Annotated in this window: 19 protein-coding genes and 2 pseudogenes; 17 read left to right on the top strand and 4 right to left on the bottom strand. The window is 73.9% G+C overall.

Annotated elements, in window-relative coordinates; translation table 11 throughout:
- Positions 1 to 187: 187 nt before the first annotated feature.
- From C5N14_RS02815 to valS, 8 genes and pseudogenes are all read left to right on the top strand, one after another.
- Positions 188 to 1,211: pseudogene (locus C5N14_RS02815) on the top strand (bifunctional transcriptional activator/DNA repair enzyme AdaA); the annotation flags it as partial.
- A 104-nt stretch (positions 1,212 to 1,315) separates the two neighbouring features.
- Positions 1,316 to 1,690, top strand: a pseudogene (locus C5N14_RS34070) (DNA-3-methyladenine glycosylase); the annotation flags it as partial.
- Positions 1,687 to 2,262 (top strand): methylated-DNA--[protein]-cysteine S-methyltransferase, encoded by a 576-nt coding sequence (locus C5N14_RS02810; protein WP_117665233.1) that lies wholly within the window; start codon positions 1,687 to 1,689, stop codon positions 2,260 to 2,262. The pseudogene C5N14_RS34070 and the gene C5N14_RS02810, both read left to right, overlap by 4 nt.
- A 44-nt stretch (positions 2,263 to 2,306) precedes the next feature.
- Positions 2,307 to 4,232, top strand: a complete 1,926-nt coding sequence (locus C5N14_RS02805; protein ID WP_117665232.1) for an ABC transporter ATP-binding protein — start codon at positions 2,307 to 2,309, stop codon at positions 4,230 to 4,232.
- Entirely contained in the window at positions 4,229 to 6,181 is a 1,953-nt protein-coding gene (locus C5N14_RS02800) for an ABC transporter ATP-binding protein (protein ID WP_371685790.1), read from the top strand. Before C5N14_RS02805 ends, C5N14_RS02800 begins: the two co-directional genes overlap by 4 nt.
- Positions 6,182 to 6,283: 102 nt before the next feature.
- A complete protein-coding gene (locus C5N14_RS02795; RefSeq protein WP_128763504.1) occupies positions 6,284 to 7,864 on the top strand; it encodes a trypsin-like serine protease in 1,581 nt (526 codons plus the stop codon).
- A gap of 168 nt (positions 7,865 to 8,032) precedes the next feature.
- Positions 8,033 to 8,407, top strand: coding sequence for a hypothetical protein (locus tag C5N14_RS02790; RefSeq protein ID WP_117665230.1), 375 nt, complete (start codon positions 8,033 to 8,035; stop codon positions 8,405 to 8,407).
- A gap of 31 nt (positions 8,408 to 8,438) precedes the next feature.
- On the top strand, positions 8,439 to 11,057 hold the full coding sequence (valS, locus tag C5N14_RS02785; RefSeq protein WP_117665229.1) for a valine--tRNA ligase: 2,619 nt from the start codon (positions 8,439 to 8,441) through the stop codon (positions 11,055 to 11,057).
- A gap of 132 nt (positions 11,058 to 11,189) precedes the next feature.
- Here the strand turns inward: valS and C5N14_RS02780 are convergent, their stop codons facing one another.
- Entirely contained in the window at positions 11,190 to 11,837 is a 648-nt protein-coding gene (locus tag C5N14_RS02780) for a hypothetical protein (RefSeq protein ID WP_117665228.1), read from the bottom strand.
- A gap of 285 nt (positions 11,838 to 12,122) precedes the next feature.
- On the opposite strand from C5N14_RS02780, the gene cysC reads away from it, so the two are divergent.
- The 3 genes from cysC to galT all read left to right on the top strand — a co-directional run bounded on the left by cysC (position 12,123) and on the right by galT (position 15,746).
- Entirely contained in the window at positions 12,123 to 13,652 is a 1,530-nt protein-coding gene (cysC, locus tag C5N14_RS02775; RefSeq protein WP_117665227.1) for an adenylyl-sulfate kinase, read from the top strand.
- 178 nt (positions 13,653 to 13,830) lie between these two features.
- Positions 13,831 to 14,571: a DeoR/GlpR family DNA-binding transcription regulator gene (locus C5N14_RS02770; RefSeq protein WP_117665226.1), complete on the top strand. Its 741-nt coding sequence runs from the start codon at positions 13,831 to 13,833 to the stop codon at positions 14,569 to 14,571.
- 98 nt (positions 14,572 to 14,669) lie between these two features.
- On the top strand, positions 14,670 to 15,746 hold the full coding sequence (gene galT / locus C5N14_RS02765) for a galactose-1-phosphate uridylyltransferase (protein ID WP_117665505.1): 1,077 nt from the start codon (positions 14,670 to 14,672) through the stop codon (positions 15,744 to 15,746).
- A gap of 327 nt (positions 15,747 to 16,073) precedes the next feature.
- Here galT and C5N14_RS02760 read toward each other — a convergent pair whose 3' ends face one another.
- Positions 16,074 to 17,291, bottom strand: a complete 1,218-nt coding sequence (locus C5N14_RS02760; protein ID WP_117665225.1) for an NADP-dependent isocitrate dehydrogenase — start codon at positions 17,289 to 17,291, stop codon at positions 16,074 to 16,076.
- Between the two features lie 136 nt (positions 17,292 to 17,427).
- On the opposite strand from C5N14_RS02760, the gene C5N14_RS02755 reads away from it, so the two are divergent.
- Positions 17,428 to 18,249 carry an MBL fold metallo-hydrolase gene (locus tag C5N14_RS02755; RefSeq protein ID WP_117665224.1) on the top strand — a complete coding sequence of 274 codons (822 nt, stop codon included), beginning with the start codon at positions 17,428 to 17,430 and terminating at the stop codon, positions 18,247 to 18,249.
- 24 nt (positions 18,250 to 18,273) lie between these two features.
- Here the strand turns inward: C5N14_RS02755 and C5N14_RS02750 are convergent, their stop codons facing one another.
- Entirely contained in the window at positions 18,274 to 19,224 is a 951-nt protein-coding gene (locus C5N14_RS02750) for a malate dehydrogenase (protein ID WP_117665223.1), read from the bottom strand.
- Positions 19,225 to 19,355: 131 nt separating this feature from the next.
- The gene (locus C5N14_RS02745; protein ID WP_117665222.1) at positions 19,356 to 20,216 is read right to left on the bottom strand and encodes a bifunctional methylenetetrahydrofolate dehydrogenase/methenyltetrahydrofolate cyclohydrolase; all 861 of its coding nucleotides are present in this window, start codon (positions 20,214 to 20,216) and stop codon (positions 19,356 to 19,358) included.
- A 462-nt stretch (positions 20,217 to 20,678) separates the two neighbouring features.
- On the opposite strand from C5N14_RS02745, the gene C5N14_RS02740 reads away from it, so the two are divergent.
- The 5 genes from C5N14_RS02740 to C5N14_RS02720 all read left to right on the top strand — a co-directional run.
- Positions 20,679 to 22,283 carry an ABC transporter substrate-binding protein gene (locus tag C5N14_RS02740; RefSeq protein WP_117665221.1) on the top strand — a complete coding sequence of 535 codons (1,605 nt, stop codon included), beginning with the start codon at positions 20,679 to 20,681 and terminating at the stop codon, positions 22,281 to 22,283.
- A gap of 83 nt (positions 22,284 to 22,366) precedes the next feature.
- Positions 22,367 to 23,305 carry an ABC transporter permease gene (locus tag C5N14_RS02735; RefSeq protein WP_117665220.1) on the top strand — a complete coding sequence of 313 codons (939 nt, stop codon included), beginning with the start codon at positions 22,367 to 22,369 and terminating at the stop codon, positions 23,303 to 23,305.
- A gap of 72 nt (positions 23,306 to 23,377) precedes the next feature.
- Positions 23,378 to 24,334, top strand: a complete 957-nt coding sequence (locus C5N14_RS02730) for an ABC transporter permease (RefSeq protein ID WP_117665219.1) — start codon at positions 23,378 to 23,380, stop codon at positions 24,332 to 24,334.
- A gap of 7 nt (positions 24,335 to 24,341) precedes the next feature.
- On the top strand, positions 24,342 to 25,379 hold the full coding sequence (locus tag C5N14_RS02725) for an ABC transporter ATP-binding protein (RefSeq protein WP_117665218.1): 1,038 nt from the start codon (positions 24,342 to 24,344) through the stop codon (positions 25,377 to 25,379).
- The coding region (locus C5N14_RS02720; RefSeq protein WP_117665504.1) for an ATP-binding cassette domain-containing protein at positions 25,363 to 25,843 on the top strand (481 nt) is incomplete at its 3' end. The genes C5N14_RS02725 and C5N14_RS02720, both read left to right, overlap by 17 nt.

The following is a 25,843-nucleotide window of genomic DNA, read 5'->3' as shown; positions in this document are numbered from 1 at the left end:
GGCGGCTTGAGCTGGGACGCCCCGCAGGGAGATCCGCCCCGTCCTCGGGCCGACCGCGATCGGCGCGGGGCGTCGACCGGGGACCCATCCGCTGCCGGGATGCGCCGGGCGGGGTCCTCGCCCACCTTCACGGCCAGGTCCGATTCCCGCGAGCCGGAGGGCCGGGCGGCGGGGCAGTATCGGTGTCGTGGAGTTGGACTTCGAGCGGTGCTACCGGGCGGTCGACAGCCGTGACCAACGGTTCGACGGCTGGTTCTACACGGGCGTGACGTCGACCGGGATCTACTGCCGGCCGTCCTGCCCGGCGATGACGCCCAAGCGGCGCAACGTCCGGTTCTTCCCGTCGGCCGCCGCCGCGCAGGGGGCCGGGCTGCGGGCCTGCCGCCGCTGCCGCCCGGACGCCGCCCCGGGCTCGCCGCAGTGGGACGTCCGGGCGGACGTGGTGGGGCGGGCCATGCGGCTGATCGCCGACGGGGTGGTCGACCGGGACGGCGTGCCGGGGCTGGCCGTCCGGCTCGGCTACACCGAACGTCACCTGCACCGGATGCTGCGCGCCGAGTTGGGCGCCGGGCCACTGGCGCTGGCCCGGGCGCAGCGCGCGCAGACCGCCCGGATCCTGATCGAGACGACCGGGCTCGGGATGGCCGAGGTCGCGTTCGCGGCCGGGTTCGGCAGCGTACGGCAGTTCAACGACACGATCCGTGAGGTCTACGCCGCCGCCCCGTCGGAGCTGCGCAACGCCCGGGGACGGGCACCCGTGGCCGGCGGGCCCGGCACGATCGCGCTGCGGCTGGCGTACCGGCCGCCGTTGCACTCGGCGGCGCTGCTGGACTTCCTCGCGCTGCGGGCCCTGCCCGGGGTGGAGGAGGTGCGCGACGGGACGTACCACCGGAGGTTGCGGCTGCCGCACGGCGCGGCGGAGGTGGCGCTGACCCCGGTGGCCGGGCACGTGGCGGCCACGCTGCGGCTGGCCGACATGCGTGACCTGGCCCCGGCAGTGGCCCGGTGCCGCCGGCTGCTCGACCTCGACGCCGACCCGGCCGCCGTGGACGGCACCCTCGCCGCCGACCCCGCCCTCGCCCCGCTGGTGGCGGCGGAGCCCGGGATCCGCGTCCCGCGCGCCGTCGACGGCTTCGAGATGCTCGTCCGCGCCATCGTCGGCCAACAGGTCTCGGTCACCTCGGCCCGAACCACCCTCACCCACCTCCTCCTCCCACCCTCCACCCCCGCTCCGGGTGATCAAGAGGTCTGCGTCGCCGAACCCGCTCCTCCGGGACGCCAACCTCTTGATCAACCCAGGGGGCCGGGTCGGGGGTGGGGGTTTCCGTCGGCGGAGGAGGTGTTGGGGATCGCCGACCGCGGGTTCCGGATGCCGGCGGGGCGACGGGAGACGATCCGGGCGGCGGCGCGGGCCGTCGTCGACGGGGAGTTGGACCTCGACCCGGGCGGCGACCGGGAGGAGACCGCGCGGCGGCTGCTCGCCGTCCCCGGGATCGGCGCGTGGACGGCCGGCTACGTGGCCATGCGCGCCCTCGGCGACCCCGACGTCCCGCTCCCCACCGACCTGGCCGTGCGGCGCGGGGCCGCCGCGCTCGGTCTCCCCGACGACCCGAAGACCCTCGACGGATACGCGCGACGCTGGCGCCCCTGGCGCTCGTACGCGGTGATCAGACTCTGGAGAGCAAAATGAACGTCACCCTCGACGGCGCGGTCGTGGACACCCCCACCGGGCCGCTGAGCATCCTGACCGGCCCCGACGGCGCGGTTCGGGCCGCCGGCTTCACCCCCGAACCGGAGGCGCTGCTGCCGCTGATGCACTCCGGCCTGCGCGGGCCGGTGCGGCGACGGACCGGGCTCGGCCCGGTCACCGCGGCGGTCGGCGCGTACCTGGACGGGGAGTTGACCGCGATCGACGCGGTGCCGGTGGAGCAGCGCACCGGCGGCGCGTTCCTGGCGCACGCGTGGCAGGTACTGCGCGAGGTCGGGCCCGGCCGGCCGGTCACCTACACCGGGTACGCCGGGCTGGCCGGGCGGCCGGCGGCGGTCCGCGCCGCGGCGGCGGCCTGCGCGCGCAACGCCGCCGCCCTCTTCGTCCCGTGCCACCGGGTGCTGCGCACCGACGGCAGCCTCGGCGGCTACCGCTGGGGGCTGGACGTGAAGCGGTGGCTGCTCGCCCACGAGGCGTCCGCCGGCCGGCCAGCACACCCGGCGGGGCCGGAAGCCGGCCGGGACGGAGGACCGGGCGGGGTTGGGACGTGCTGAAAGTTGACAGGGGCGACGATCCCGTTTGACGCTACCGTCGGGTAGTGCCTGCCGAGAGCGACGGCGACCCGGCCCACCCGGCCGACCGCGCTCGCCCGCTGCGCAACCTCTGGCGGTTCCGCCCCTACCTGCGCCCGTACGCCGCCCAGTTCTGCTGGCTGCTGGCGGCGGCGCTGGCCGGCACCGGCGCGAGCCTGGCCGTGCCGCTCGTGGTGCAGCGGGTGGTCGACGGCCCGATCGCCCGGCACGACCCGGCCGGCCTGGTCCGGCTCGGCGGCCTGGCCCTGCTGCTCGGCCTGGCCGAGGCGCTGCTGGTCTTCATCCGCCGGTGGACGCAGTCCTCGTCGTCGGTGGGCATGGAGGCGGCGATCCGCGCCGACGTCTACGCCCACCTGCAACGGCTGCCGCCCGGCTTCCACGACCGGTGGCAGACCGGGCAGTTGCTCTCCCGGGTCACCAACGACCTGTCGGTGATCCGCCGGTTCCTCTCCTTCGGCCTGCTGTTCCTGGTGCTCAACCTGGTGACGTACGCCGCCGTGGTGGTGCTGCTGATCCGGCTGCACCCCGCGCTCGGGGCGCTGGTCGCGGCCAGCGCCGTCCCGCTGTTCCTGATCAGCCGCCGGTTCGGGCGGTACTACCACGGCGCGTCGCGCCGGATGCAGGACCAGCGGGGCGACGTGGCCACGCTGGTCGAGGAGACCGCACAGGGGTTGCGCACCATGAAGGCGTACGGCCGGGGCCCCGAGTTGGCCACCCGGTTCGGGGCCGGCGCCCGGGCGCTGCACGACACCGGGGTCGCCAAGGGGCGGCTGCTGGCCCGCACCTCCGCGCTGTTCGACCTGGTGCCGAACCTGACCCTCGGCGTGGTGCTGGTCGCCGGGGCGACGGCCGCCGCCCGGGGCGCGCTCACCATCGGCGAACTGGTCGCCTTCGTCAGCCTGCAACTGATGCTGACCTGGCCGGTGCAGTCGCTCGGCTGGATCATCGCCAACGGCCAGGAGGCGGCGACCGCCGCCGACCGCATCCAGGAGGTGCTGGACATCCGGCCCTCCATCGTGGACGCTCCGGACGCGGTCGCCCTGGCCCGGCCGGCGGTCTGCGGCCGGCTGGTCTTCGACCGGGTGTCGTTCCACTACCCGGGCGCCCCCACGCCGGTGCTACGGGAGATCGACCTGACCGTCGAGCCGGGCGAGACCCTGGCCCTGGTCGGCGCGACCGGCACCGGCAAGAGCACCCTGCTCTCCCTGGTCCCCCGGCTGCACGAGGTGACCGGCGGGCGGATCACCCTGGACGGCCACGACCTGCGCGAGCTGCGGCTGTCCTCGCTGCGCCGGCTGGTCGGGGTGGCCTTCGAGGAGCCGACGCTGTTCTCCATGTCGGTGTGGGAGAACCTCACCCTGGGCCGCCCGGACGCCGACGAGGACGACGTCCGGGCGGCGCTCGCGCTGGCCCAGGCCGACTTCGTGTACAAGCTGCCGTGGGGGTTGGCCACCCGGGTCGGCGAGCAGGGGCTCACCCTCTCCGGCGGGCAGCGGCAGCGGCTGGCGCTGGCCCGGGCGGTGCTCGGCCGGCCCGCGCTGCTGGTGCTCGACGACCCGCTGTCCGCCCTCGACGTGCACACCGAGGCTCTGGTGGAGACGGCGCTGCGGCGGGTGCTGCGGGACACCACCGCGCTGCTCGTGGTGCACCGGCCGTCGACCGTGGCGCTGGCCGACCGGGTCGCGTTGCTGGAGCGGGGCCGGATCACGGCAATCGGCACCCACTCGCGGCTGCTGGCCGACGTGCCGGCGTACCGGGCGGTCCTCTCCGCCGAGCCGCCCACCCCCTCCGGCGCCCCGACCGCGCCGGCGGCCGGCCCGACCACGCTGCACGCCGGCCCGGCCACGTCGGGGGCCGGCCCGGCCACGCCCTACGCGGGCCCGACCAGGCCCGCCGCCGGACCGGACGAGCGGGGGCTGGTGCTGTCGTGACCGCCGCCGACGCCACGGTCCGCAGTCCCGAGGACGAGCCCGCCGACGAGCCGGTGAGCCGGCCGGGTACAACCGGCCGGGGCACGGCGGGCCGACCGACGCGGACCGCACCGGACCTGGACCGGTGGCGGGGGCGGGCCACCGACCCGGAGGCGGACCGCAGCCGGGCGGAGGAGGCGACGCCCGAGGCGCTCGCCCGGCTCCGCGCCCGCAGCCGGGCGCTGCTGCGGGATCTGCTGCGCCCGCACCGGCACCGGCTCGGAGCGGCCGTCGGGCTGCTGCTGGCGCAGAACGCCGCCGCCATGTCCGGGCCGTACCTGGTGATGCTCGGCATCGACCGGGCGATCGGGCCGCTGCGGGCCGGGGACAGCGGGCCGCTCGTCGCGATCGCCGGGGCGTTCGCCGCCGCCGCGCTGACGGAGTACGCGGCCCGGCGCGGCTTCCTCGCCCTCTCCGCCCGGATCGGCCAGGCCATCCTGCTGGAGCTGCGGCAACGGGTGTACGGCCACTTCCTGCGGCTGTCCGTCGGCTTCCACGAGCGCTACACCTCGGGCCGGATGATCTCCCGGCTCACCAGCGACCTGGACTCCATCGCCGAACTGGTCGACGGCGGCGTGGACAGCCTCGTCCTCGCCGCCCTGTCCATCCTGTCCGTGGCCGGCATCCTGCTCTGGCTGGACCCGCCGCTGGCCGCGGTGACCCTGCTGGCGTTCCCGTTCCTGTTCTGGCTGTCCCGCTGGTTCGCCCGCGCGTCGGCCGGGGCGTACCGGCGGACCAGAGAGGCGGTGGCGCTGCTGATCGTCCACTTCGTCGAGTCGCTGCGCGGCATCCGCGCGGTGCAGGCGTACCGGCGGGAGCCGCGCAACCAGCGGATCTTCGCCGCCGTCAACGACGACTACCGGCGGACCAGCCTGCACGCGTTCCGGCTGATCGCCACGTACTCGCCGGGGATCAAGGTGATCGGCAACGTGACCGTGGCGGTGGTGCTCGGCTACGGCGGGACCCGGGTGCTCGGCGGCGGGATGGAGGTGGGGGTGCTCGCCGCGTTCCTGCTGTACCTGCGCCGGTTCTTCGAGCCGATGCAGGAGCTGAGCCAGTTCTACAACTCGCTCCAGTCCGCCACGGCGGCACTGGAGAAGCTGGCCGGGGTGCTCGACGAGCGGCCGGCGGTGGCCGAGCCGGCCCGCCCGACGCCGCTGCCGGCGGGCCCGGGGCGGGGGGCTGTGGAGTTCCGGTCGGTCTCGTTCGGGTACCGGGCCGACGGGCCGGTCCTGACCGGCCTGGACCTGACCGTGCCGGCCGGGCAGACCGTCGCGCTGGTCGGCCCGACGGGCGCGGGCAAGTCGACCGTCGCCAAGCTGCTGGCCCGCTTCCACGACCCGGACGCCGGCACCGTCCACCTGGACGGGGTCGACCTGCGGGACCTGGCCGACGCCGAGCTGCGCCGCGCGGTCGTGCTGGTCACCCAGGAGAACCACCTGTTCAGCGGGTCGGTGGCGGAGAACATCCGGTTCGGCCGGCCGGGCGCGGACGACGCGGCGGTGCGGGCCGCGGCCCGGGCGATCGGCGCGCACGACTTCATCTCCGCCCTGCCCGACGGGTACGACACCCAGGTGCGCCGGCGCGGCGGCCGGCTCTCGGCCGGGCAACGGCAGCTCGTGGCGTTCGCCCGGGCGTTCCTCGCCGACCCCCGGGTGCTGGTCCTGGACGAGGCGACGTCGTCGCTGGACGTGCCCACGGAACGGCTGGTGCAGCGGGCGCTCGCCACCGTGCTGCGGGACCGGACGGCGCTGGTGATCGCGCACCGGCTGTCCACGGTGGAGACCGCCGACCGGGTGCTGGTCCTCGACGGCGGCCGGATCGTGGAGGACGGCCCGCCGGACCGGCTGGCCGGCGCCGACGGCCGGTACGCGGCGCTGCACCGGCAGTGGCGCGACTCCCTGCACTGAGCGCGGAACGCCGCCGGCCCGCACAGGGCTGCCGGGGCTGGGCGGCGGTGCCTAGAATCACGAACCGATCGGGCACCACCGACCACACGGGGAGGACACGGGGTGCGTACACGACGCATGATCATTTTGGGGGTCGCCGCCGCCTGCGCGGTCGGGACGACCGCCTACGGGCTGGCGCCGGCCGACGGGGTCACGACGAGGCCGGTGGCCGCCGCCGCGCCGGACGAGCCGGTCACCGCGGCCCGGGGCCCGGCCGCTCCGACCACCGCGACCGGTCTCGGCGCCGCCCCGGGAGCACGCGCCACGTCCGCCGCCACCACCACGTCCGCCGCCGGGTCCGCCTGGGTGCCGGCCGGTCGGCCGGCCGCCGAGGTGGCCGCCGCCGCGCCCGCGTCCGTCGCCTACCTGCGCGACCGGTACGGGATCTCCGCGACCGACGCGGCCCGGCGGCTCGCCCTCCAGGAACTCTCCGCGCCGCTGGCCGCGACGCTCGCCGACCGCCTTCCCGGCGAGTACGGCGGCATGTGGCTCGACCAGTCGGCCGGCGGGGTGCTCACCGTCGCCGCCACCCGGCCCGAGTCGGTGCGGGCCGCCGTGGCCGCCGTGCCGGACGCGGCGCACGTGCGGGTGGTGCCGGTGCGGCACTCGCTGCGGCAGCTCACCGCCTCGGCGGCCCGGGTCGCCGAGGCACTGGACGCGACCGTCGGCGCCGACGTGGTGGTGGACCAGGCGGCCAACGAGGTCGTGGTGCTCACCGGTGGCCGGGTCGCCTCGGACGACCGGCGGCTGCCGGCGGCGCTGGCCGACGCCGGGGTGTCCACCCGGGCCCGGGCCCGGGTGGCGCGGGCCTCGGTGCCGAAGGCGTGCGACCCGCGTGACTGCACCCGGGCGCCGATGCGCGGCGGCATCCGGCTCGACATCCCGCGCGACGACGGCACCGTCGGCGGCTGCACCACTGGCTTCAACGTGCAGGACCGGTACGGGGCGGCGTACGTGCTGACCGCCGGGCACTGCGTGGTCGGCGGCAGGCACACCCGGCGCGACGACACCTGGCACCAGTTCCTCGGGCCGAAGACCCCGGTCACGATCGAGTCGGGCAACACCGCGCTGGCCGAGAACGCCTACCCGCACGACTACGCGGTCATGCCGTACCAGTCGGGGGCGTTGCAGCGGTGGGGGTACCCGACGACGGCGACCAGCCGGCCGAGCCTGGTCAACTACTGGTGCGTCGCGGACAACCCGCGCTGCACGACCAGCCGGGACGTGGCGATCACCGGGTACGTGCCGTGGAGCGGCATCCAGACCGGCTGGGTGGTCTGCGCGACGGGCTCGGCGTACACGCCCAAGGCCGACGAGCCGTACGTCGACTCCGGCGCCGGCGCGGGCTACCTGCCCGGCACCCGGTGCGGTCAGGTCACCGGCAAGAGCGGGGGCGGCATCGACGTGCGGATCTGCGCCCGCCCAGGGGACAGCGGCGGTCCGCTGTTCACCGAGTCCGACGGGAAGGCGCTGGGCATCCTGTCCAGCGGCGACCCCGGGCAGGGGCCGTGCGCCAACCCCGACGAGCACAACTCGTACGCCCCGGTCTCGACCATCCTCGACCGGGTCAACGCCCGCGCCAATGGCCGCCTCGGGCTCCGGCTGGCCACCACCGGCCCGGTCTTCGGCCCGGTCAAGCGCTGAGCGGAGACGCACGCCGCGACACGAAGCGCCCGCCCCGATCGGGGCGGGCGCTTCGTCGTCCGCCAGGTCGGGCGGGGCGATCGGTCCGGAGTGGGATCGCGGTCGCTTCCCGGCTCGGTCGGCCACCCGGGCAGCCGGGCCGGGCCGTCGGGCTGGAAGGATCGGGCCATGGTGGAGACCTGGACGTTCCACGGTGGGACGGCGCCGGTGACCGCCGACGACGCGGTCCGACAGCTCGGCGAACGGGTCACCGCCGGCCGGCTCGAATCGTGGCTGAGCAGTTCGTCGGGGCGCTCGCTGGCGGTGGTGAGCAACACCGAGCGGGCGGTGGTGATGCTGCTCGACGGGCCGGGCGACCCGGGCGCGCACGCGAGCGACCCCGGGGCGGACGGCTGGAGCGACGGCTTCGTCCTGGGCAACGGGCAGGACGACGAGTATCCCGACGAGGACACCGTGCCGCTGGAGGAGGCGCTGCGGATCGTCCGGCACATCGTCGCCGAGGGCGGCCCGCCGCCCGATGCCGCGTGGCGGGTCGACCGCTGAGCGGCGCACCGCCGCTGCCTAGGATCGACGGATGACTGACACGGCGAGGACGGCCCGCGCCGACGTCCCCGAGCGTCCCACGTTGGACGGGCTTGAGGAGACCTGGGCGCGCCGCTGGCAGGAGGAGGGCACGTACGCGTTCGACCGTTCCAGGGGGCGGGCGGACGTGTTCTCGATCGACACCCCGCCGCCGACCGTATCGGGCGAGCTGCACATGGGGCACGTCTTCTCGTACACGCACACCGACACGGTGGCCCGGTTCCAGCGGATGCGCGGCCGGACGGTGTTCTACCCGATGGGCTGGGACGACAACGGCCTGCCCACCGAGCGCCGGGTGCAGAACGTGTACGGGGTGCGCTGCGACCCGTCGCTGCCGTACGACCCGGACTGGCGGGCCCCGGCCACCCCGGTCGACGACGCGGCCCGGAAGGACCCGACGCCGATCTCCCGACGCAACTTCGTCGAGCTGTGCGAGACGCTGACCGCCGCCGACGAGAAGGTCTTCGAGGAGCTGTGGCGGCGGCTCGGGCTGTCGGTGGACTGGTCGCTGACGTACACCACGATCGGGCGGGCGGCCCGGGTGGCGTCGCAGCGGGCGTTCCTGCGCAACCTGGCCCGGGGCGAGGCGTACCAGGCGGAGGCGCCGACGCTGTGGGACGTCGGGTTCGCCACCGCCGTGGCGCAGGCGGAGCTGGAGGACCGGGAGCGGCCGGGGGCGTACCACCGGCTGCGGTTCGCCGGGCCGGGCGGGCGGCAGGTGCTGATCGACACCACCCGGCCGGAGCTGCTGCCGGCCTGCGTGGCGCTGGTCTGCCACCCCGACGACGAGCGGTACGCGGACCTGGTCGGCTCGGTCGTGCGTACCCCCGTCTTCGGGGTCGAGGTGCCGGTGCGGGCGCACCCGCTGGCGGACCCGGCCAAGGGCACGGGCGTCGCGATGGTCTGCACGTTCGGCGACCTGACCGACGTGACCTGGTGGCGGGAGCTGGCGCTCGACACCCGGGTGGTGATCGGCCGGGACGGGCGGCTGCTGCCGGAGCCGCCGGCCGGCGTGCCGGCGCAGCCGTACGCGGCGCTGGCCGGGCAGACCGTGAACGGGGCCCGGCGGACCGTGGTGGGGTTGCTGGCCGACGCGGGCGACCTGGTCGGCGAGCCGCGCCCGATCACCCACCCGGTGAAGTTCTACGAACGGGGCGACCGGCCGCTGGAGATCGTCTCCACCCGGCAGTGGTACCTGCGCAACGGCGGGCGGGACACCGGCCTGCGCGACGCGCTGCTGGCCCGGGGCGGGGAGCTGCGCTGGGTGCCGGAGCACATGAAGCACCGCTACGACCACTGGGTGGGCGGCCTGACCGGTGACTGGCTGGTCAGCCGGCAGCGCTTCTTCGGCGTGCCCGTGCCGGTGTGGTACCGGCTCGACGACACTGGCGAGCCGGACCGTTCCCACCCTCTCACACCCGACGAGTCGGCGCTCCCGATCGACCCGTCCGGCGAGCCGCCGCCCGGGTACGACGAGTCCCAGCGTGGCCGGCCGGGCGGTTTCGTCGGCGACCCGGACGTGCTGGACACCTGGGCCACCTCGTCGCTGACCCCGCAGATCGTGGGCGGCTGGGAGACCGACCCGGAGCTGTTCCGGCGGGTCTTCCCGATGGACCTGCGCCCGCAGGGGCAGGAGATCATCCGCACCTGGCTGTTCGCCACGATCGTCCGGTCGCACCTGGAGCACGGCGTGCTGCCGTGGCGGGACACGGTGCTCTCCGGCTGGATCCTCGACCCGGACCGGAAGAAGATGGCCAAGTCCAAGGGGAACGTGGTCACCCCGATGGCGCTGCTGGAGCAGTACGGCTCCGACGCGGTCCGGTACTGGGCGGCCAGCGGCCGGCCGGGGATGGACCTGGCCTTCGACCCGGCGCAGATCAAGGTGGGCCGGCGGCTGGCCACCAAGCTGCTCAACGCGTCGAAGTTCGCCCTCGGGCTGGGCGCGGCCGACGCGCTGCGCGCCCCGTACGACAACTCCAGCTCGGCGCGTCTGACGCCGCGCCGCGACCTGGAGCTGTCGGCCACCGAGCCGCTGGACACCGCCATGCTCGCCGAGCTGTCCGGCGTGGTCGCCGCCGCGACCGCCGCCTTCGACGGGTACGACCACACGGCCGCCCTACAGGCGACGGAGGCGTTCTTCTGGCGGTTCTGCGACGACTACATCGAGCTGGTGAAGGAGCGCGCCTACGGCACCGGACCGGGGGCCGACTCGGCCCGCGCGGCGCTGGCGACCGCGCTGTCGGTGCAGTTGCGGCTGTTCGCGCCGGTGCTGCCGTTCGCCACCGAGGAGGTCTGGTCCTGGTGGCGGTACGGGTCGGCGCACCGCGCCACCTGGCCGACGACGTACGAGGTCGGGCGGGCGATCCAGGGCGACGGCGACCCGGAGTTGCTGCGGCTGGCCTCCGCCGCGCTGAGCCAGGTGCGCCGGGCCAAGTCCGAGCGGAAGCTGTCGATGCGGGCGGAGGTGCCGCTGGCCGAGGCGCTCGGCCCGGCCGCCCTGCTCGACCGGCTGACGCTGGTCGCCGACGACCTGCGGGCGGCCGGCCGGATCGGCAAACTCGACCTGCTGCCGGACCGCGCCCCGGAGCTGGTCGTCGCCTGCGCCTTCTGAGCCGGGGTCCCGGCCGGCGGGCTCACCGCCCGGCCGGGCCCCTGGCCGACACCCGCCCCCGTCGGCCCGACGGGGTGGGGCCGCCCTCCGGCCACGACCGAAGGCGGCCCGCGACCGGAAGGCGGCGCGGCCTCACCAGCCGCGCAGCATGCGGACGCCGAGCAGGGCGGCGACCACGGCCGGCCCGACCAGCAGGGTGACCGCCTGGAGCCGGTACGGCATCCGGTGCCGGGCCAGCTCGACGGCGTTGCCGCAGACCACCACCCCGGCGAGCAGCACGAACCCGCCCCACCAGTGGATCTGACCCGGGTCCACCAGCCGGGCGCGGATGAGGAACAGGGTCACCCCGACCAGGGCGCCGGCCAGGGCGAGCAGGGCGACCGTGCGGTGCAGCCCCCGAGCCAGCGGGTCGGCGGACCGCCACAGGTAGGTGCCGGCGACCGCCAGGCAGGGCAGCGTGACCAGGGCCGGCCAGCCCCGGCCCGTCGTGCCGGTCATCAGCAGCGCCCCGACCGTGAAGATCAACAGGCCGACGCAGCCCACCACGTACCCGACGAACGCCCGCCCGCCGCCACGGGCCAGCAGCACCCCGCCGCCCGCCGCCGTCAGCGCCCCGGGGACCAGGACGAACCCGGCCCACCAGTGGAAGTCACCGACCGACTGGGCGACCGTGGTGGTCGCCGCCGCGGCCGTGCCGGCGACCGCCAGGCTGGTCAGCCAGTGCCGGGTGCTCTTCGGGTACGACTGCCTGGGCGCCGCCCGGCCCGTGTCCGCCACCATGGCACTGAGCTTGCCGGATGGACCCGGCCGGGTCCATCCGGCCAGCCCTACCATTCCGGCCCGGTCCCGGCCCGCCCGCCGGACTCAGCCGCGGGTGATCACCTCGTCGCCCTTGAGGCTCTCGGTCCGCTGCTGGACGAGGGTGCGCAGCCGGCCGCTGGAACAGTTCGCGGTACGCGTGCTCGTAGCTTTCCCGGCAACTCCACCCCCGGTAGGGGGAATGGCGCTCTCGACCGATCGCCGGTCGGCTGAGAAACTGTGTTCCGGCCAGTAGTGGGGGGTGCGATGAGCAACGGATGGGTGCTGCCCGAAGAGGTGCTGCGGGACGCTCCGGCGTACACGCCGCGGCCCGGGGAACTGGCCGATCTGGAGTTGCTGCTGACCGGGGCGTACGCGCCGCTCGCCGGCTTCATGACCCGGGCGGACCTGGCGGGCGTCGGCCGGCGGGGTCGGCTCGCCGACGGCACACCCTGGCAGGTGCCGGTGGCCCTCCAGGTGCCGGCGGCCCTCGCCGACGGCCTGGACCCGGCCGACCCGCTGCGCCGGACCCTGGTGCTGACCGACGGCGAGGGCGCCCCGGTCGCCGCGCTGGAGGTCACGGACGTCTGGCCGGCCCGGGACGGCGTCGCCGGGGTCGGTGGCCCGGTACGGCGGCTCGGCGACGGCGGCCACGGCCCGTTCCAGCGGCTGCGCCGCAGCCCGGAGGAGATCCGCGCGCTGCTGCCCCCGGGCCGGGTGCTCGGCGTCCTCGCCGACCGGCCCCTGCACCGCCCGCAGCTCGCCCAGATCGCCCACGCGGCCCGCACCCTGGGGGCGCACCTGCTGGTGATGATTCCGGTGGGCGAGGGGACGACCAACGGGCTGCCCTCCGAGGCGCTGATCCGGGCGGTCTTCGCCGCCCGGGACCGGATGCCCCCGGCGACCCTGGTCGCGGTGCCGCAGGCCCGCCGCCGCGACGAGATCAGCGACGCGCTGCTCCAGGCCCGGGTGGCCGCCGCGTACGGGGTGACCCACCTGCTCTCCACCGGCGAGATGCTCTCCGGCGCCGGCCTGCGGGTGCTGGTCCCCCGCGAGCTGGCCTACGACAGCCGGGACGGGCAGTGGCGCTGGCGGGAGGACATCCCGCCGCGCAACCGGCGGCTGGCGCTCAGCCAGGCGGAGATCGATGACCTGCTCGACCGGGGCTTCCCGCTGCCCGAGTGGCACACCCCGCCGGCGGTGGCCAAGGAACTGGCCCGGGCCCGCCCGGCCCGGCGGCACCGGGGTCTCGTGGTGTTCCTGACCGGCTTCTCCGGCTCCGGCAAGTCGACCATCGCCCGGGGCCTGACGGACGTGCTGCGCGAGGGCGGGGACCGGACGGTGACCCTGCTCGACGGCGACGTGGTGCGCCGGGAACTCTCCGCCGGGCTGACCTTCAGCAAGGCGGACCGGGACCTCAACGTCCGGCGGATCGGCTGGGTGGCCGCCGAGATCGCCCGGCACCGCGGCGTCGGCGTCTGCTGCCCGATCGCCCCGTACGCGGCGGCGCGGGCGACCGCCCGGGAGATGGCCCACGCCGCCGGGGCGGGCTTCGTGCTGGTGCACGTGGCGACCCCGATCGAGGTCTGCGAGCAGCGCGACCGCAAGGGCCTCTACGCCCGGGCCCGGGCCGGGCTGCTCACCGGGATGACCGGCATCGACGACCCGTACGAGGTGCCGACCGACGCCGACGTGGTGGTCGACACCACCGGCATGTCGATCGACGAGGCGGTGCACGCGGTGATGCACCACCTGACCGAGACCGGGTGGGTGGAGCCCCGCCTCCAGTCCGCCTGAGCGCCGCTCGCCGGCCCGCGCAGCCCGGTCCCCTCCCCGGAGGGCCGGGCTGCGCGGCGTCTGGCCCGGCCACCTGACGGTGGTGGCCGCTTCCGCGCCTGCCGGCCTCCGGGCTAGTGTCCAGCTCTGTTGGAACACGTTCGACCGCGTGAGAATGGCGCGGGGAGCCGGAGGTGCGATGCTCGCGCAGCAGCGGCAGGCGGCCATCCTGGAACGCATCCGGGCCGCCGGCGGGATGCGGGTGACCGAGTTGGCCGCCGAGTTCGGCGTCTCGGACATGACGATCCGCCGCGACCTGGAGACGCTGCACGAGCGGGGCCTGCTGGCCAAGGTGCACGGCGGCGCGACGGTGACCGGCCCCGGCTCGACCGACGAGCCCGGCTTCCGTGCCAGGTCGGTGCGCCAGCTACCGGAGAAGGCCGCCATCGCCACCCGCGCGGCCGAGCTGGTCCGGCCCGGCGCGGCGATCGCCCTCTCCGCCGGGACCACCACCGCCGAACTGGCCCGCCGGCTGGTCGACGTGCCGGAGCTGACCGTGGTGACCAACTCCCTGCCGGTGGCCGAGATCCTGCACACCGGCGGCCGGGCGGACCAGACCGTGGTGCTCACCGGCGGGGTACGCACGCCGTCCGACGCGCTGGTCGGGCCCCTGGCGGTCGCGGCGATCCGGTCGCTGCACCTGGACCTGCTCTTCCTCGGCGTGCACGGGATCACCGAGCGGGCCGGCTTCACCACCCCCAACCTGACCGAGGCGGAGACCGACCGGACCCTGGTGGCCGCCGCCGACCGGCTGGTCGTGCTGGCCGACCACACCAAGTGGGGCACGGTCGGCATCTCCTCGATCGTCGAGCTGGCCGCAGCCGACGTGCTGGTCACCGACGACCGGCTGGCCCCGGAGGCCCGCCGAATACTCGGCTAGCGGGTGGGCGAGCTGGTCCTGGTGGAGCCGGCGGAGAACGCGGCGCGGTGGGGGCCGGGCCGGACGCCGACCGCGCCGGCGGGGAAGGGAACGGCGGCGTGAGGCGTACGAGGATCGAGCTGGCCGACGGCCGGGAGCTGATCTACTTCGACGAGCGGGACGACGCGGTCCGCGACCAGCCGGACCGGCGGGAGCTGCCGCCGGCCCCGCCCGCGTCCCAGCTCCGCTACGATCCGCTGACCGACGAGTGGGTGGCCGTCGCCGTGCACCGGCAGACCCGTACCTTCCTGCCCCCGGCCGGCCAGTGCCCGCTGTGCCCGTCGCGGGGCGACCGGCTCAGCGAGATCCCGGCACCCGGGTACGACGTCGCCGTGTTCGAGAACCGGTTCCCGTCGCTGAGCCAGCGGATCGCCGAGGAGCCGGCGGAGATCACCCCGTTCACCCCGGTCCGGGCCGGCCAGGGGCGGTGCGAGGTGGTCTGCTTCACCGACGACCACAACGCCTCGTTCGCCGGACTCCCGCCCCGCCGGGCGCGCACCGTGCTGGACGCCCTCGCCGACCGGACGGCGGCGCTGGCCGAGCTGCCCGGGGTGGAGCAGGTCTTCTGCTTCGAGAACCGGGGCGTGGAGATCGGGGTGACCCTGCACCACCCGCACGGGCAGATCTACGCGTACCCGTTCGTCACGCCGCGCACCCGGGCGATGCTCGGCGCGGCCCGCCGGCACGCCGAACGCACCGGCGGCGGCAACCTCTACGCCGACGTGCTCGCCGCCGAGCGCGCCGCCGGGACGCGCGTGGTCACGAGCAACGAACACTGGACGGCGTACGTGCCGGCGGCGGCCCGGTGGCCGTTCGAGGTGCACGTGGCCCCGCACCGGCCGGTGCTGGACATTCCCGCCCTGACCGACGAGGAGCGGGACGCCCTCGGCCCGCTCCACCTGGACGTGCTGCGCCGCCTCGACGGGCTGTTCGACCTGCCGATGCCCTACATCGCCGCCTGGCACCAGGCCCCGGTACGGGTCGACCGCGAGCTGGGGCACCTGCACCTTCAGCTATTCAGCGTCCGGCGCGCCGGGGACAAGCTGAAGTACCTCGCCGGCTCCGAGTCCGGCATGGGGGTGTTCGTCAACGACATCGCCCCGGAACGCGCCGCCGAGCTGCTCCGCGCCGCCTGAGCGGGGATCCCGGGCCGGGAGACAGGGCGCGGGGGGCCCGGAACGGGCCCCCCGCGGGGAAGGGACGGCTGGCTGTGTGCGACAGCCGGGAAGGCTGGCTGATCGGCACTCGTGCCGCGAGGCGACCCGCGGTCAACCTTCCTGGACGCGACTGGCACCACGTCCACCCAGCTCAACGAGCCAGCTCACCCTCGGTAACGGCACGCGTACAGGAGCACCCGGACACGGCGGCCCGGACACGGCGGCCCGGACACGACGGAGCCCGCCGGCACGGGGCCGGCGGGCTCGGTCGGTGCCGCACCCCCGTCCGGGGGAACGGCCGGGAGATCAGGCGGCGAGCCGGCGCGCCAGGTTCTCGTCCAGCGCGTTCATGAACTCGTCGGTGGTCAGCCACGGGGCGTCCCGCGAGATGAGCAGCGAAAGGTCCTTGGTCATCTGGCCGCCCTCGACGGTGTCGACGATGACCTGCTCCAGGGTGTTGGCGAACTCGGTGACCGCCGGGGTGCCGTCCAGCTTGCCCCGGTGGGCCAGGCCCCGGGTCCAGGCGTAGATGGAGGCGATCGGGTTGGTCGAGGTCTTCTCGCCCTTCTGGTACTGCCGGTAGTGCCGGGTGACCGTGCCGTGCGCGGCCTCCGCCTCGACGGTGCGGCCGTCCGGGGAGAGCAGCACCGAGGTCATCAGGCCGAGCGAGCCGAAGCCCTGCGCGACGGTGTCGGACTGCACGTCACCGTCGTAGTTCTTGCAGGCCCAGACGTAGCCGCCCTCCCACTTCAGCGCGGCGGCCACCATGTCGTCGATCAGCCGGTGCTCGTAGGTGATGCCGGCGGCCTCGAACTCCGACTTGAACTCGTTCTCGAACACCTCGGCGAAGATGTCCTTGAAGCGGCCGTCGTACGCCTTGAGGATGGTGTTCTTGGTCGACAGGTAGACCGGGTAGTTGCGGTCCAGGCCGTACCGGAACGAGGCGCGGGCGAAGTCCCGGATCGACTCGTCGAAGTTGTACATGCCCATGGCGATGCCGCCGCCGGGGAACTTGGCGACCTCCATCTCCACGGGCGCGGAGCCGTCGGTCGGGGTGTAGGTGATGGTCACCGTGCCCGGGCCGGGGACGACGAAGTCGGTGGCCTTGTACTGGTCGCCGTGGGCGTGCCGGCCGATGATGATCGGCTTGGTCCAGCCCGGGACCAGCCGCGGCACGTTGGACATGATGATCGGCTCGCGGAAGACGACACCGCCGAGGATGTTGCGGATGGTCCCGTTCGGCGACTGCCACATCTTCTTCAGGCCGAACTCCTCGACCCGAGCCTCGTCCGGGGTGATGGTGGCGCACTTGACGCCGACGCCGTGCTCCTTGATGGCGTTGGCGGCGTCGATGGTGACCTGGTCGTCGGTCTCGTCGCGGTACTGGATCGAGAGGTCGTAGTAGTGCAGGTCGACGTCGAGGTAGGGCAGGATCAACTGCTCCCGGATCTGCTTCCAGATGATCCGGGTCATCTCGTCGCCGTCGAGCTCCACGACCGGGTTGTTTACCTTGATCTTCGCCATCGACCGGCGCTCCTCTCGGGGGACACATGCTCAAGCAGTACGAGCGTACTGGAAACTGGCCGGCAGTCCCCAGCCGGCCTCGGTGGGCCGGTGAAACGGGGGTGCACGGCACGAAGATCGTTGGCACCATCACCGGATGCCGTCGCGCCGCATCCTCGGGTCTATCACGGTCACCGCGCTGACCGACGGGGAGGGGCCGTTCTTCCAGCCCCGCGAGGAGGCGTTCCCGGACGCCACCGCCGAGCACTGGCTCGCGGCCGACGAACGGGACCCGGCCGCGGTCACCGGCGACGGGCGCTGGTGGCTGCCGTTCCGCTGCTTCGCCGTGCGGGCCGGGGCCGGCCCGGTCACCCTGGTCGACGCCGGGATCGGCCCGGCCGGCTCCCCCGCCGCAAGCTGGGCCCCGGTGCCCGGCCGGCTGCCGGCCGAGCTGGCCGCCGCCGGCATCGACCCGGCCGACGTCCGCACGGTGGTACTGACCCACCTGCACACCGACCACGTGGGCTGGGCGGTCACCGGCCCGGCCGGCACACCCTGGTTCGGCAACGCCGACTACCTGCTCCAGCGTGCCGAGCTGGACGCGCTGCGGTCGGTCGACCCGGGGCTGGACGCCGGGCTGGTCGCGCCGTTGCGGGCCGCCGACCAGCTCCGGGTCCTCGACGGCGACACCCCGCTGACCCCGGGGGTACGGGTGCTGAGCACGCCCGGGCACACCCCCGGCCACCAGTCGGTGCTGGTGGCCGGCGGGGACGAACGGCTGCTGGTAACCGGCGACCTGCTGGTGCACACGGTGCAGCTCGTCGACCCCGACCTGGCGTACGCCCACGAGGAACAGCCGGCCACGGCGCGCGCGACCCGGGCGGCGCTGCTGCGCGCCCTGACCGCCCACGGCCCGGCGACCCTGGCCACCCCGCACCTGGGCGAGCCGTTCGTGGCGCTGCCCCGCCCGCAGGGTTGATCAAGGGCGGGGCAGGGGGCGGGGTTAGAGGTGGGTGATGTCGGACTGCTTGTTGCGGACGGCCTCGGCGGCTGCCTTCAGGCTGGCCAGTTCGTCGGCGTCCAGGTCGGTCTCGACGATCCGCCGGACGCCCCCGGCGCCGATCTCGGCCTCGACGCCGAGGTAGACACCCGAGATGTCGTACTCGCCGTCGACCCAGGCGCAGACCGGCATCACCTCCCCGGAGTCCTCCGCGACGGCCCTGGCCATCCGGGCGGCGGCGGCCGACGGGGCGTAGTAGGCCGACCCGGTCTTCAGCAGCGCGACCACCTCGGCGCCGCCGTTGCGGGTCTTGACGACCAGTTCCTCGATCTGCTTGGCCGGCATCGCCTCGCGCAGCGGCCTGCCGTCCACGGTGCTCCTCGACGGGACCGGCACCATCGTCTCGCCGTGCGAGCCCAGGGTCAGGGTCCGCACCGACCGCACCGGAACGGCCAGGGCCTCGGCGACGAAGTTGGTGAACCGGGCGGAGTCGAGCATGCCGGCCTGGCCGAGCACCCGGTTCTTCGGGAACCCGGTGGCGAGCTGGGCCAGCGCGGTCATCTCGTCCAGCGGGTTGGACACGACGATGACCACGGCGTCCGGGGCGTGCCGGGCCACGTTCTCAGCGACCTGGCGGACGATCTTGGCGTTGGTCTCCAGCAGGTCCATCCGGCTCATGCCCGGCTTGCGCGGCAGGCCCGCGGTGACCACCACGACGTCCGAGCCCGCGATGGCCTCGTACCCCTCGCCGGCCGGGCCGGTGGTGACGCCGACGACCGTGGTCTCGAAGCCCTCGACGGGGCGCGACTGGTTGAGGTCCAGGGCGAGGCCGGCCGGCTTGCCCTCGACGATGTCGGTGATCACCACGGTGTCGAAGACGTCGTACTCGGCCAGGCGTTGCGCGGTGGTGGAGCCGTAGAAGCCGGCCCCGACGACAGTGACCTTCTTACCCATGGTCGGCCCACTCCCTGATACCCGTCGGATTTCAGGACGGTATCAGTCATCCTGGCACCGATCGGGGCATAACCGACGACTTCGGCAGCACGGGGCGGCGCACCGCCGGCGGCCACGGACCGGCCGGTGGCTCAGTTGCCCTCGGCCCGCTCGACGACGTTGGTGAGCAGCATGGCCCGGGTCATCGGGCCGACGCCGCCGGGCATCGGGACCAGCTTCCCGGCCACCTCGGCGACCTCGGGGGCGACGTCGCCGGTGTAGCGGCCCTTGCCGTCCGCGCCGATCACCCGGGTGATGCCGACGTCCACCACCGTCGCGCCCGGGGTGACCATGTCCGCGGTGAGCAGTCCCGGCACCCCGGCCGCGACGATGACGACGTCCGCCGTCCGGGTGTGCGCGGCCAGGTCGAGGGTGCCGGTGTGGCACAGGGTCACCGTGGCGTTCTCGCTGCGCCGGGTGAGCAGCAGGCCGAGCGGGCGACCCACGGTGTTGCCCCGGCCGACGACGGCGACGTTGGCGCCGCGCAGCGCCACCTCGTGCCGGCGGAGCAGCTCGACGATGCCGCGCGGGGTGCAGGGCAGCGGGCCGGGGTAGCCGAGGACCAGCCGGCCGAGGTTGACCGGGTGCAGCCCGTCGGCGTCCTTGTCCGGGTCGATCATCTCCAGCGCGCGCTGGGTGTCCAGGTGGCCCGGCAGCGGGAGCTGGACGATGTACCCGTGGCAGGCCGGGTCCGCGTTCAGCTCGGTCAGCACGTCGTCGACCTGCTGCTGGGTGGCCTCGGCGGGCAGCTCGCGACGGATCGAGGCGATGCCCACCTCGGCGCAGTCGCGGTGCTTGCCGTTGACGTATGCCTGGGAACCGGGGTCCGCCCCGACCAGGACGGTGCCCAGCCCCGGGGTGATGCCGCGTTCCGCCAGTGCCTTGACCCGCGTCCGCAGCTCGTCCTTGATCTCCGCCGCGGTCGCCTTGCCGTCCAGGATCGTCGCCGTCACGTCCAGATCGTCTCACGTCCCGGGCGCGCCGATCCCGGGACCCGCGCCCGCGGCGACCGCCGGCCGACCCGCCCGGGCGGCCGGGCCCGCACCCGTCGGTGACGGTGAGTCACGTGGGCATCGTCACCGATAGTGAGAATTTGTGGATCATGTCACCGCCGAATCCGGACGGTCGGCCGGTCGGCGTGGCATCGCGGACGTCGGCGAGCAAACCGGATGCACGGCGCGCATGGGCACCATAGGGACCCGAACCGCTCCTCGGAACCGCTGTTCACCGCCCTACGTCCGGCAGGCCCTAGCAGAACGTCCGGCCGAAGGCAAGGCCGGCAGCCCCGCTCCGTTACCGGTTCGCAACCGCTTCGTTGCCGATCACGCCCCCGGCGACCTACCGTTGCCGATTGTTGCGCAGCGTTACCCCAGCGGCGGGCCTGACCGCGCAGCGTGAGGAGACGAGGAGACCGAATGCGTGTTCGTAGGCTTGCCGCCTGGACCGCCCTCCCGCTCGCGGCGACCCTGGGCCTGGCGGCCTGCGGATCGGGCGGCGACGGCGGATCCGGCGAGAGCGACCCCAACGCGGCCGTGCGGATCGAGATCGCCGAGCCGCAGCACCTGGTGCCGACCAACACCAACGAGACCAGCGGCTCGCAGGTGCTCAGCGCCCTGTTCAGCCCGCTGGTCGACTACGACGAGGCGAACAGGCCGCACGAGGTGGCCGCCGAGTCCGTGACGTCGTCGGACAACACGGTCTGGACGGTCAAGCTCAAGGACGGCTACACCTTCCACAACGGCGAGAAGGTCACGGCCGAGAGCTACATCGACGCCTGGAACTACGGCGCGTACGCCCCCAACGGGCAGAACTCCAGCTACTTCTTCGAGAAGATCGCCGGCTACGACGATCTCCAGGGCGAGCAGCCGAAGGCGAAGACGCTGACCGGCCTGAAGAAGGTCGACGACCTGACCTTCACCGTGACGCTGTCCCAGCCGTACAGCGAGTTCCGGACCATGCTCGGCTACACGGCGTTCTACCCGCTGCCGAAGGCGGCGTTCTCCGCCCCCGGCGTGCTCGCCGAGGGATACGAGCAGGCCCCGATCGGCCAGGGCGCGTTCCGGATGAAGGGCTCGTGGCAGCACGACGCCAAGGTCGAGGTGGAGAAGTACGACGCCTTCCCCGGCCAGCAGCCGAAGGTGGCCGGCGTCGAGTTCCGGATCTACCAGCAGCCGACCGCCGCGTACGCGGACGTGCTGTCGGACAACCTGGACGTGATCAAGACCATCCCGACCGAGAACCTGTCGACCGCCGGCACCGACCTCGGCGACCGGTTCCAGCAGAGCTCCGCCTCCTCGCTCCAGGTGCTGGCCTTCCCGACGTTCCAGAAGGAGTTCAGCAACCCCGAGGTGCGCAAGGCGATCTCGATGGCGATCGACCGGGACGAGATCACCAGGTCGATCTTCAAGGACTCGCAGCAGCCGGCCCGCTCGTTCGTCTCGCCGGTCGTCGCTGGCTACCGGGAGGACACCATCGGCGCCGCCGGCGAGTTCGACCCGGCCAAGGCCAAGGCGATGTACGAGGCCGCGGGCGGCCCGAAGAAGATCGAGCTGTCGTACAACGGCGACGGTGGGCACAAGGACTGGATCGACGCGACCTGCAACCAGCTCAAGGCCAACCTGGGCGTGGAGTGCGTGGGCACCGCCGAGCCGAAGTTCGCGGACCTGCTGACGAAGGTGACGGCCAAGCAGCCGGTCGGGCTGTTCCGGATGGGCTGGGTCATGGACTACCCGTCGATGGAGAACTACCTGGGCCCGCTGTACAGCAGCAACGGCTCGTCGAACTACTACGGCTACAGCAACCCGGAGTTCGACAAGCTGCTCGCCGAGGGCGCCACGGCCCCGACCGAGGACGAGGCCGTCAAGAAGTACCAGGCGGCGGAGGACCTGCTGGCCGAGGACATGCCGGTGATCCCGCTCCGGTACGGCCAGAACAACTTCGGCCACTCGACCAAGGTCAAGAACGTGGAGATGGACCTCTTCGACCGGATCGACCTGCTGAAGATCGAAGCCGTCAAGTAGCTCCCCCGGAGGACGGGTCGGGTCGCCGCGCGAGGTGACCCGACCCGCCACCGATTTGCCCCTTTTCAGGAAGACTACTCAGTATGCTCCGCTTCATTCTGCGGCGACTGCTCCAGATGGTTCTCGCCTTCTTCGGGACCACGCTGATCGTCTACGCGCTGATGTTCGCCGGTCAGGGCGACCCGATCCAGGCGCTCGCGGGGGAACGTCCGGTCACCGCCGCCCAGCGGGCATACCTGACGGAGAAGTTCCACCTCGACGCCACCGGTGTCGGCGGCTTCTTCTACCGCTACTTCGACTACCTGAAGAACCTGCTCCAGGGCGACCTGGGGCAGTCGCTGACCGGCCGGCAGATCGGCGACATCCTCGCCGCCGCCTGGCCGGTCACCGTGAAGCTCGCGCTGATCGCCATGGCGGTGACGATCGTCTTCGGGGTCACCGCCGGCGTGATCGCCGGCATCCGGCGGGCCGGCATCTTCGACAACGCGACGCTGGTGCTCACCCTGCTGGTGCTCGGCATCCCGACGATCGTGCTGGCCCCGCTCGCCCAGTACCTCCTCGGCGTCAGGTGGCAGCTCTTCCCGCCCACCGCCGGCGCCGACCCCGACCTGTACGCGCTGCTGCTGCCCGGCATCGTGCTCGGTTCGCTGTCGCTGGCCACCGCACTGCGGCTGACCCGGACCTCGGTCGCGGAGAACCTACGCGCCGACTACGTCCGCACCGCCCGGTCGAAGGGCCTGGTCAAACGACGGATCGTCGGCGTGCACGTGCTGCGCAACTCGCTCATCCCGGTGGTCACCTTCCTCGGCGTCGAGCTGGGCAACCTGATGAGCGGCGCGATCATCACCGAGGGCGTGTTCAACATCCCCGGCGTCGGGTTCAACCTGTTTCGCGGCATCCGCACCGAGGACGGCCCCCTGGTGGTGGGCATCGTCAGCGTGCTCGTCGTGGTCTACCTCGTGTCCAACCTGGTGGTGGACGTCCTGTACGCCGTACTCGACCCGAGGATCCGCTATGAGTGAGCGCAGCGAACGAACGACCGGCACGGCGGGTGCGGGCACCCGGGCCGGCACCGGGCGCGGCGAGGTGGCGGCATGAGCGACTTCGAGACCGTGGCGGCCACCGAGAACCAGGCCGCGCGCCGGGGGCCGTCGGGCGAGCCCGGAGCACCCGACCAGGTCGGCGTGCCGCGGAAGCCGCGCAGCCTGGCCGGCGACGCCTGGCGCGACCTGCGCCGCAAACCGATCTTCTGGATCAGCCTGTTCCTGGTCGTCCTGGTCGCCGCGATGGCGGCCGTCCCGGCGCTGTTCACCGCCAACGACCCGCGCGACTGCGTGCTCTCCCGCCAGCACGCCGGGCCGTCCGGCGGGGCCATCTTCGGGTACGACTTCCAGGGCTGCGACACGTACGCCCGGGCGGTGTACGGGGCCCGCGCGTCGCTGCTGGTCGGCGCGCTCTCGGCGCTGTTCACCGGGCTGATCGCGCTGACCGTCGGGATGCTCGCCGGGTACTTCGGCCGGTGGGTCGACGCGCTGCTCTCCCGGGTGATCGACATCGTGCTCGGCATCCCGCTGCTGCTCGCCGCGATCGTGCTGCTCAAGCGGGTGAGCACCAGCAGCGACAACGTCCGGCTGTTCGCGGTGATCTTCGTCCTGGCGGTGCTCGGCTGGACCACGGCGGCCCGGGTGGTCCGTTCCTCGGTGATCACCGCCAAGGGGCAGGACTACGTCGCCGCCGCCCGGATGCTCGGGGCCGGCAACGGCCGGATCATGTGGCGGCACATCCTGCCGAACGCGCTCGCCCCGGCGATCGTGGTGCTCACCATCGCGCTCGGCTCGTTCATCGCCGCCGAGGCGACGCTGAGCTTCCTCGGCATCGGCCTCAAGGCGCCGACCATCTCCTGGGGCATCGACATCGACGCCGGCCGGGTGCACATGCGGGAGGCCGCCACCCCGCTGGTGGTGCCCTCGGCCTTCCTGGCGCTGACCGTGCTGGCCTTCATCATGCTCGGCGACGCGATCCGTGACGCCTTCGACCCGAAGCTGCGGTGAGATTCTCATGAGCCAGCCCGCCGTCCAACCCGTGCCGGCCTCCCCGACGCCCGAGGGCGGCCACCTGCTGGAGGTCCGGGACCTGCACGTCGAGTTCCGCACCGGCGAGGGCGTGGCCAAGGTGATCAACGGTGTCTCGTACCACCTGGACGCCGGCGAGACCCTGGCCGTGCTCGGTGAGTCCGGGTCCGGCAAGTCCGTCACCGCGCAGGCGATCATGGGCATCCTGGACACTCCCCCGGCGCACGTGCGCGCCGGGCAGATCCGCTACCGGGGCCGGGACCTGCTCGGCCAGTCGGAGGAGCAGCGCCGCCAGGTACGCGGCAAGGAGATCGCGATGATCTTCCAGGACGCCCTGTCCGCGCTGAACCCGGTCTTCCCGGTCGGCTGGCAGGTCGGCGAGACGCTGCGCCAGCGGGAGGGGATGTCCCGGGCCGACGCCCGGGCCCGGACCGTCGAGCTGATGGACCTGGTGCGGATCCCGGCCGCGGCCAGCCGGCTCGGCGACTACCCGCACCAGTTCTCCGGCGGGATGCGGCAGCGCGTCATGATCGCGATGGCGCTGGCGCTGAACCCGAAGGTGCTGATCGCCGACGAGCCGACCACCGCGCTGGACGTCACCGTGCAGGCCCAGATCATGGACCTGCTCGCCGACCTGCGCCGGGACCTGGACATGGCGATGATCCTGATCACCCACGACCTCGGCGTGGTGGCCGGCGTCGCGGACCGGATCGCCGTCATGTACGCGGGCCGGATCGTCGAGCACGCCGACGTCCGCTCGCTGTACCGGGCACCGGCCCACCCGTACACGAAGGGGTTGCTGGAGTCGATCCCGCGCCTGGACGTGCGCGGCCAGGCCCTGTCGACGATCAAGGGGTTGCCGCCGAACCTGATGCGGATCCCCTCCGGCTGCCCCTTCCACCCCCGGTGCCCGTACGTGCAGCAGGTCTGCGTCGACGTGGTGCCGCACGACCTGGTCCTCGGCGACGGCCGGACCAGCGCGTGCCACTTCGCGCAGGAGGTCCACGATGACAGCGCCCGCTAGCCCGGCCAAGGTGCGGGGCGAGACGATCCTCGCCGTCGACAACCTGGTCAAGCACTTCCCGATCACCCAGGGGGTGCTGTTCCAGCGTCAGGTCGGCGCGGTGCGGGCCGTCGACGGGGTCAGCTTCGAGCTGCGCCGGGGCGAGACGCTCGGCGTCGTCGGCGAGTCCGGCTGTGGCAAGTCCACCCTGGCCCGGCTGCTGATGCGGCTGGAGACGCCCACCTCCGGCCGGGCCACGCTGGAGGGAAGGGACCTGTTCAGGGCGTCCGGGTCGGAGCTGCGCCGGCTGCGACGCAACATGCAGATGGTGATGCAGGACCCGTACACCTCGCTGAACCCGCGGATGACGGTCGGCGACATCATCGGCGAGCCGTTCGAGATCCACCCGGACGCCGCGCCGAAGGGCAGCAAGCGGCGGCGGGTGCAGGAGCTGCTGGACGTGGTCGGGTTGAACCCGGAGCACG

Origin of the sequence: Micromonospora sp. MW-13 (genome assembly GCF_003434305.1) — a bacterium.
GTDB lineage: Bacteria > Actinomycetota > Actinomycetes > Mycobacteriales > Micromonosporaceae > Micromonospora.
The sequence above is the reverse complement of the archived record's forward strand: the minus strand, read 5'-3'. Positions and strand labels throughout refer to the sequence as shown.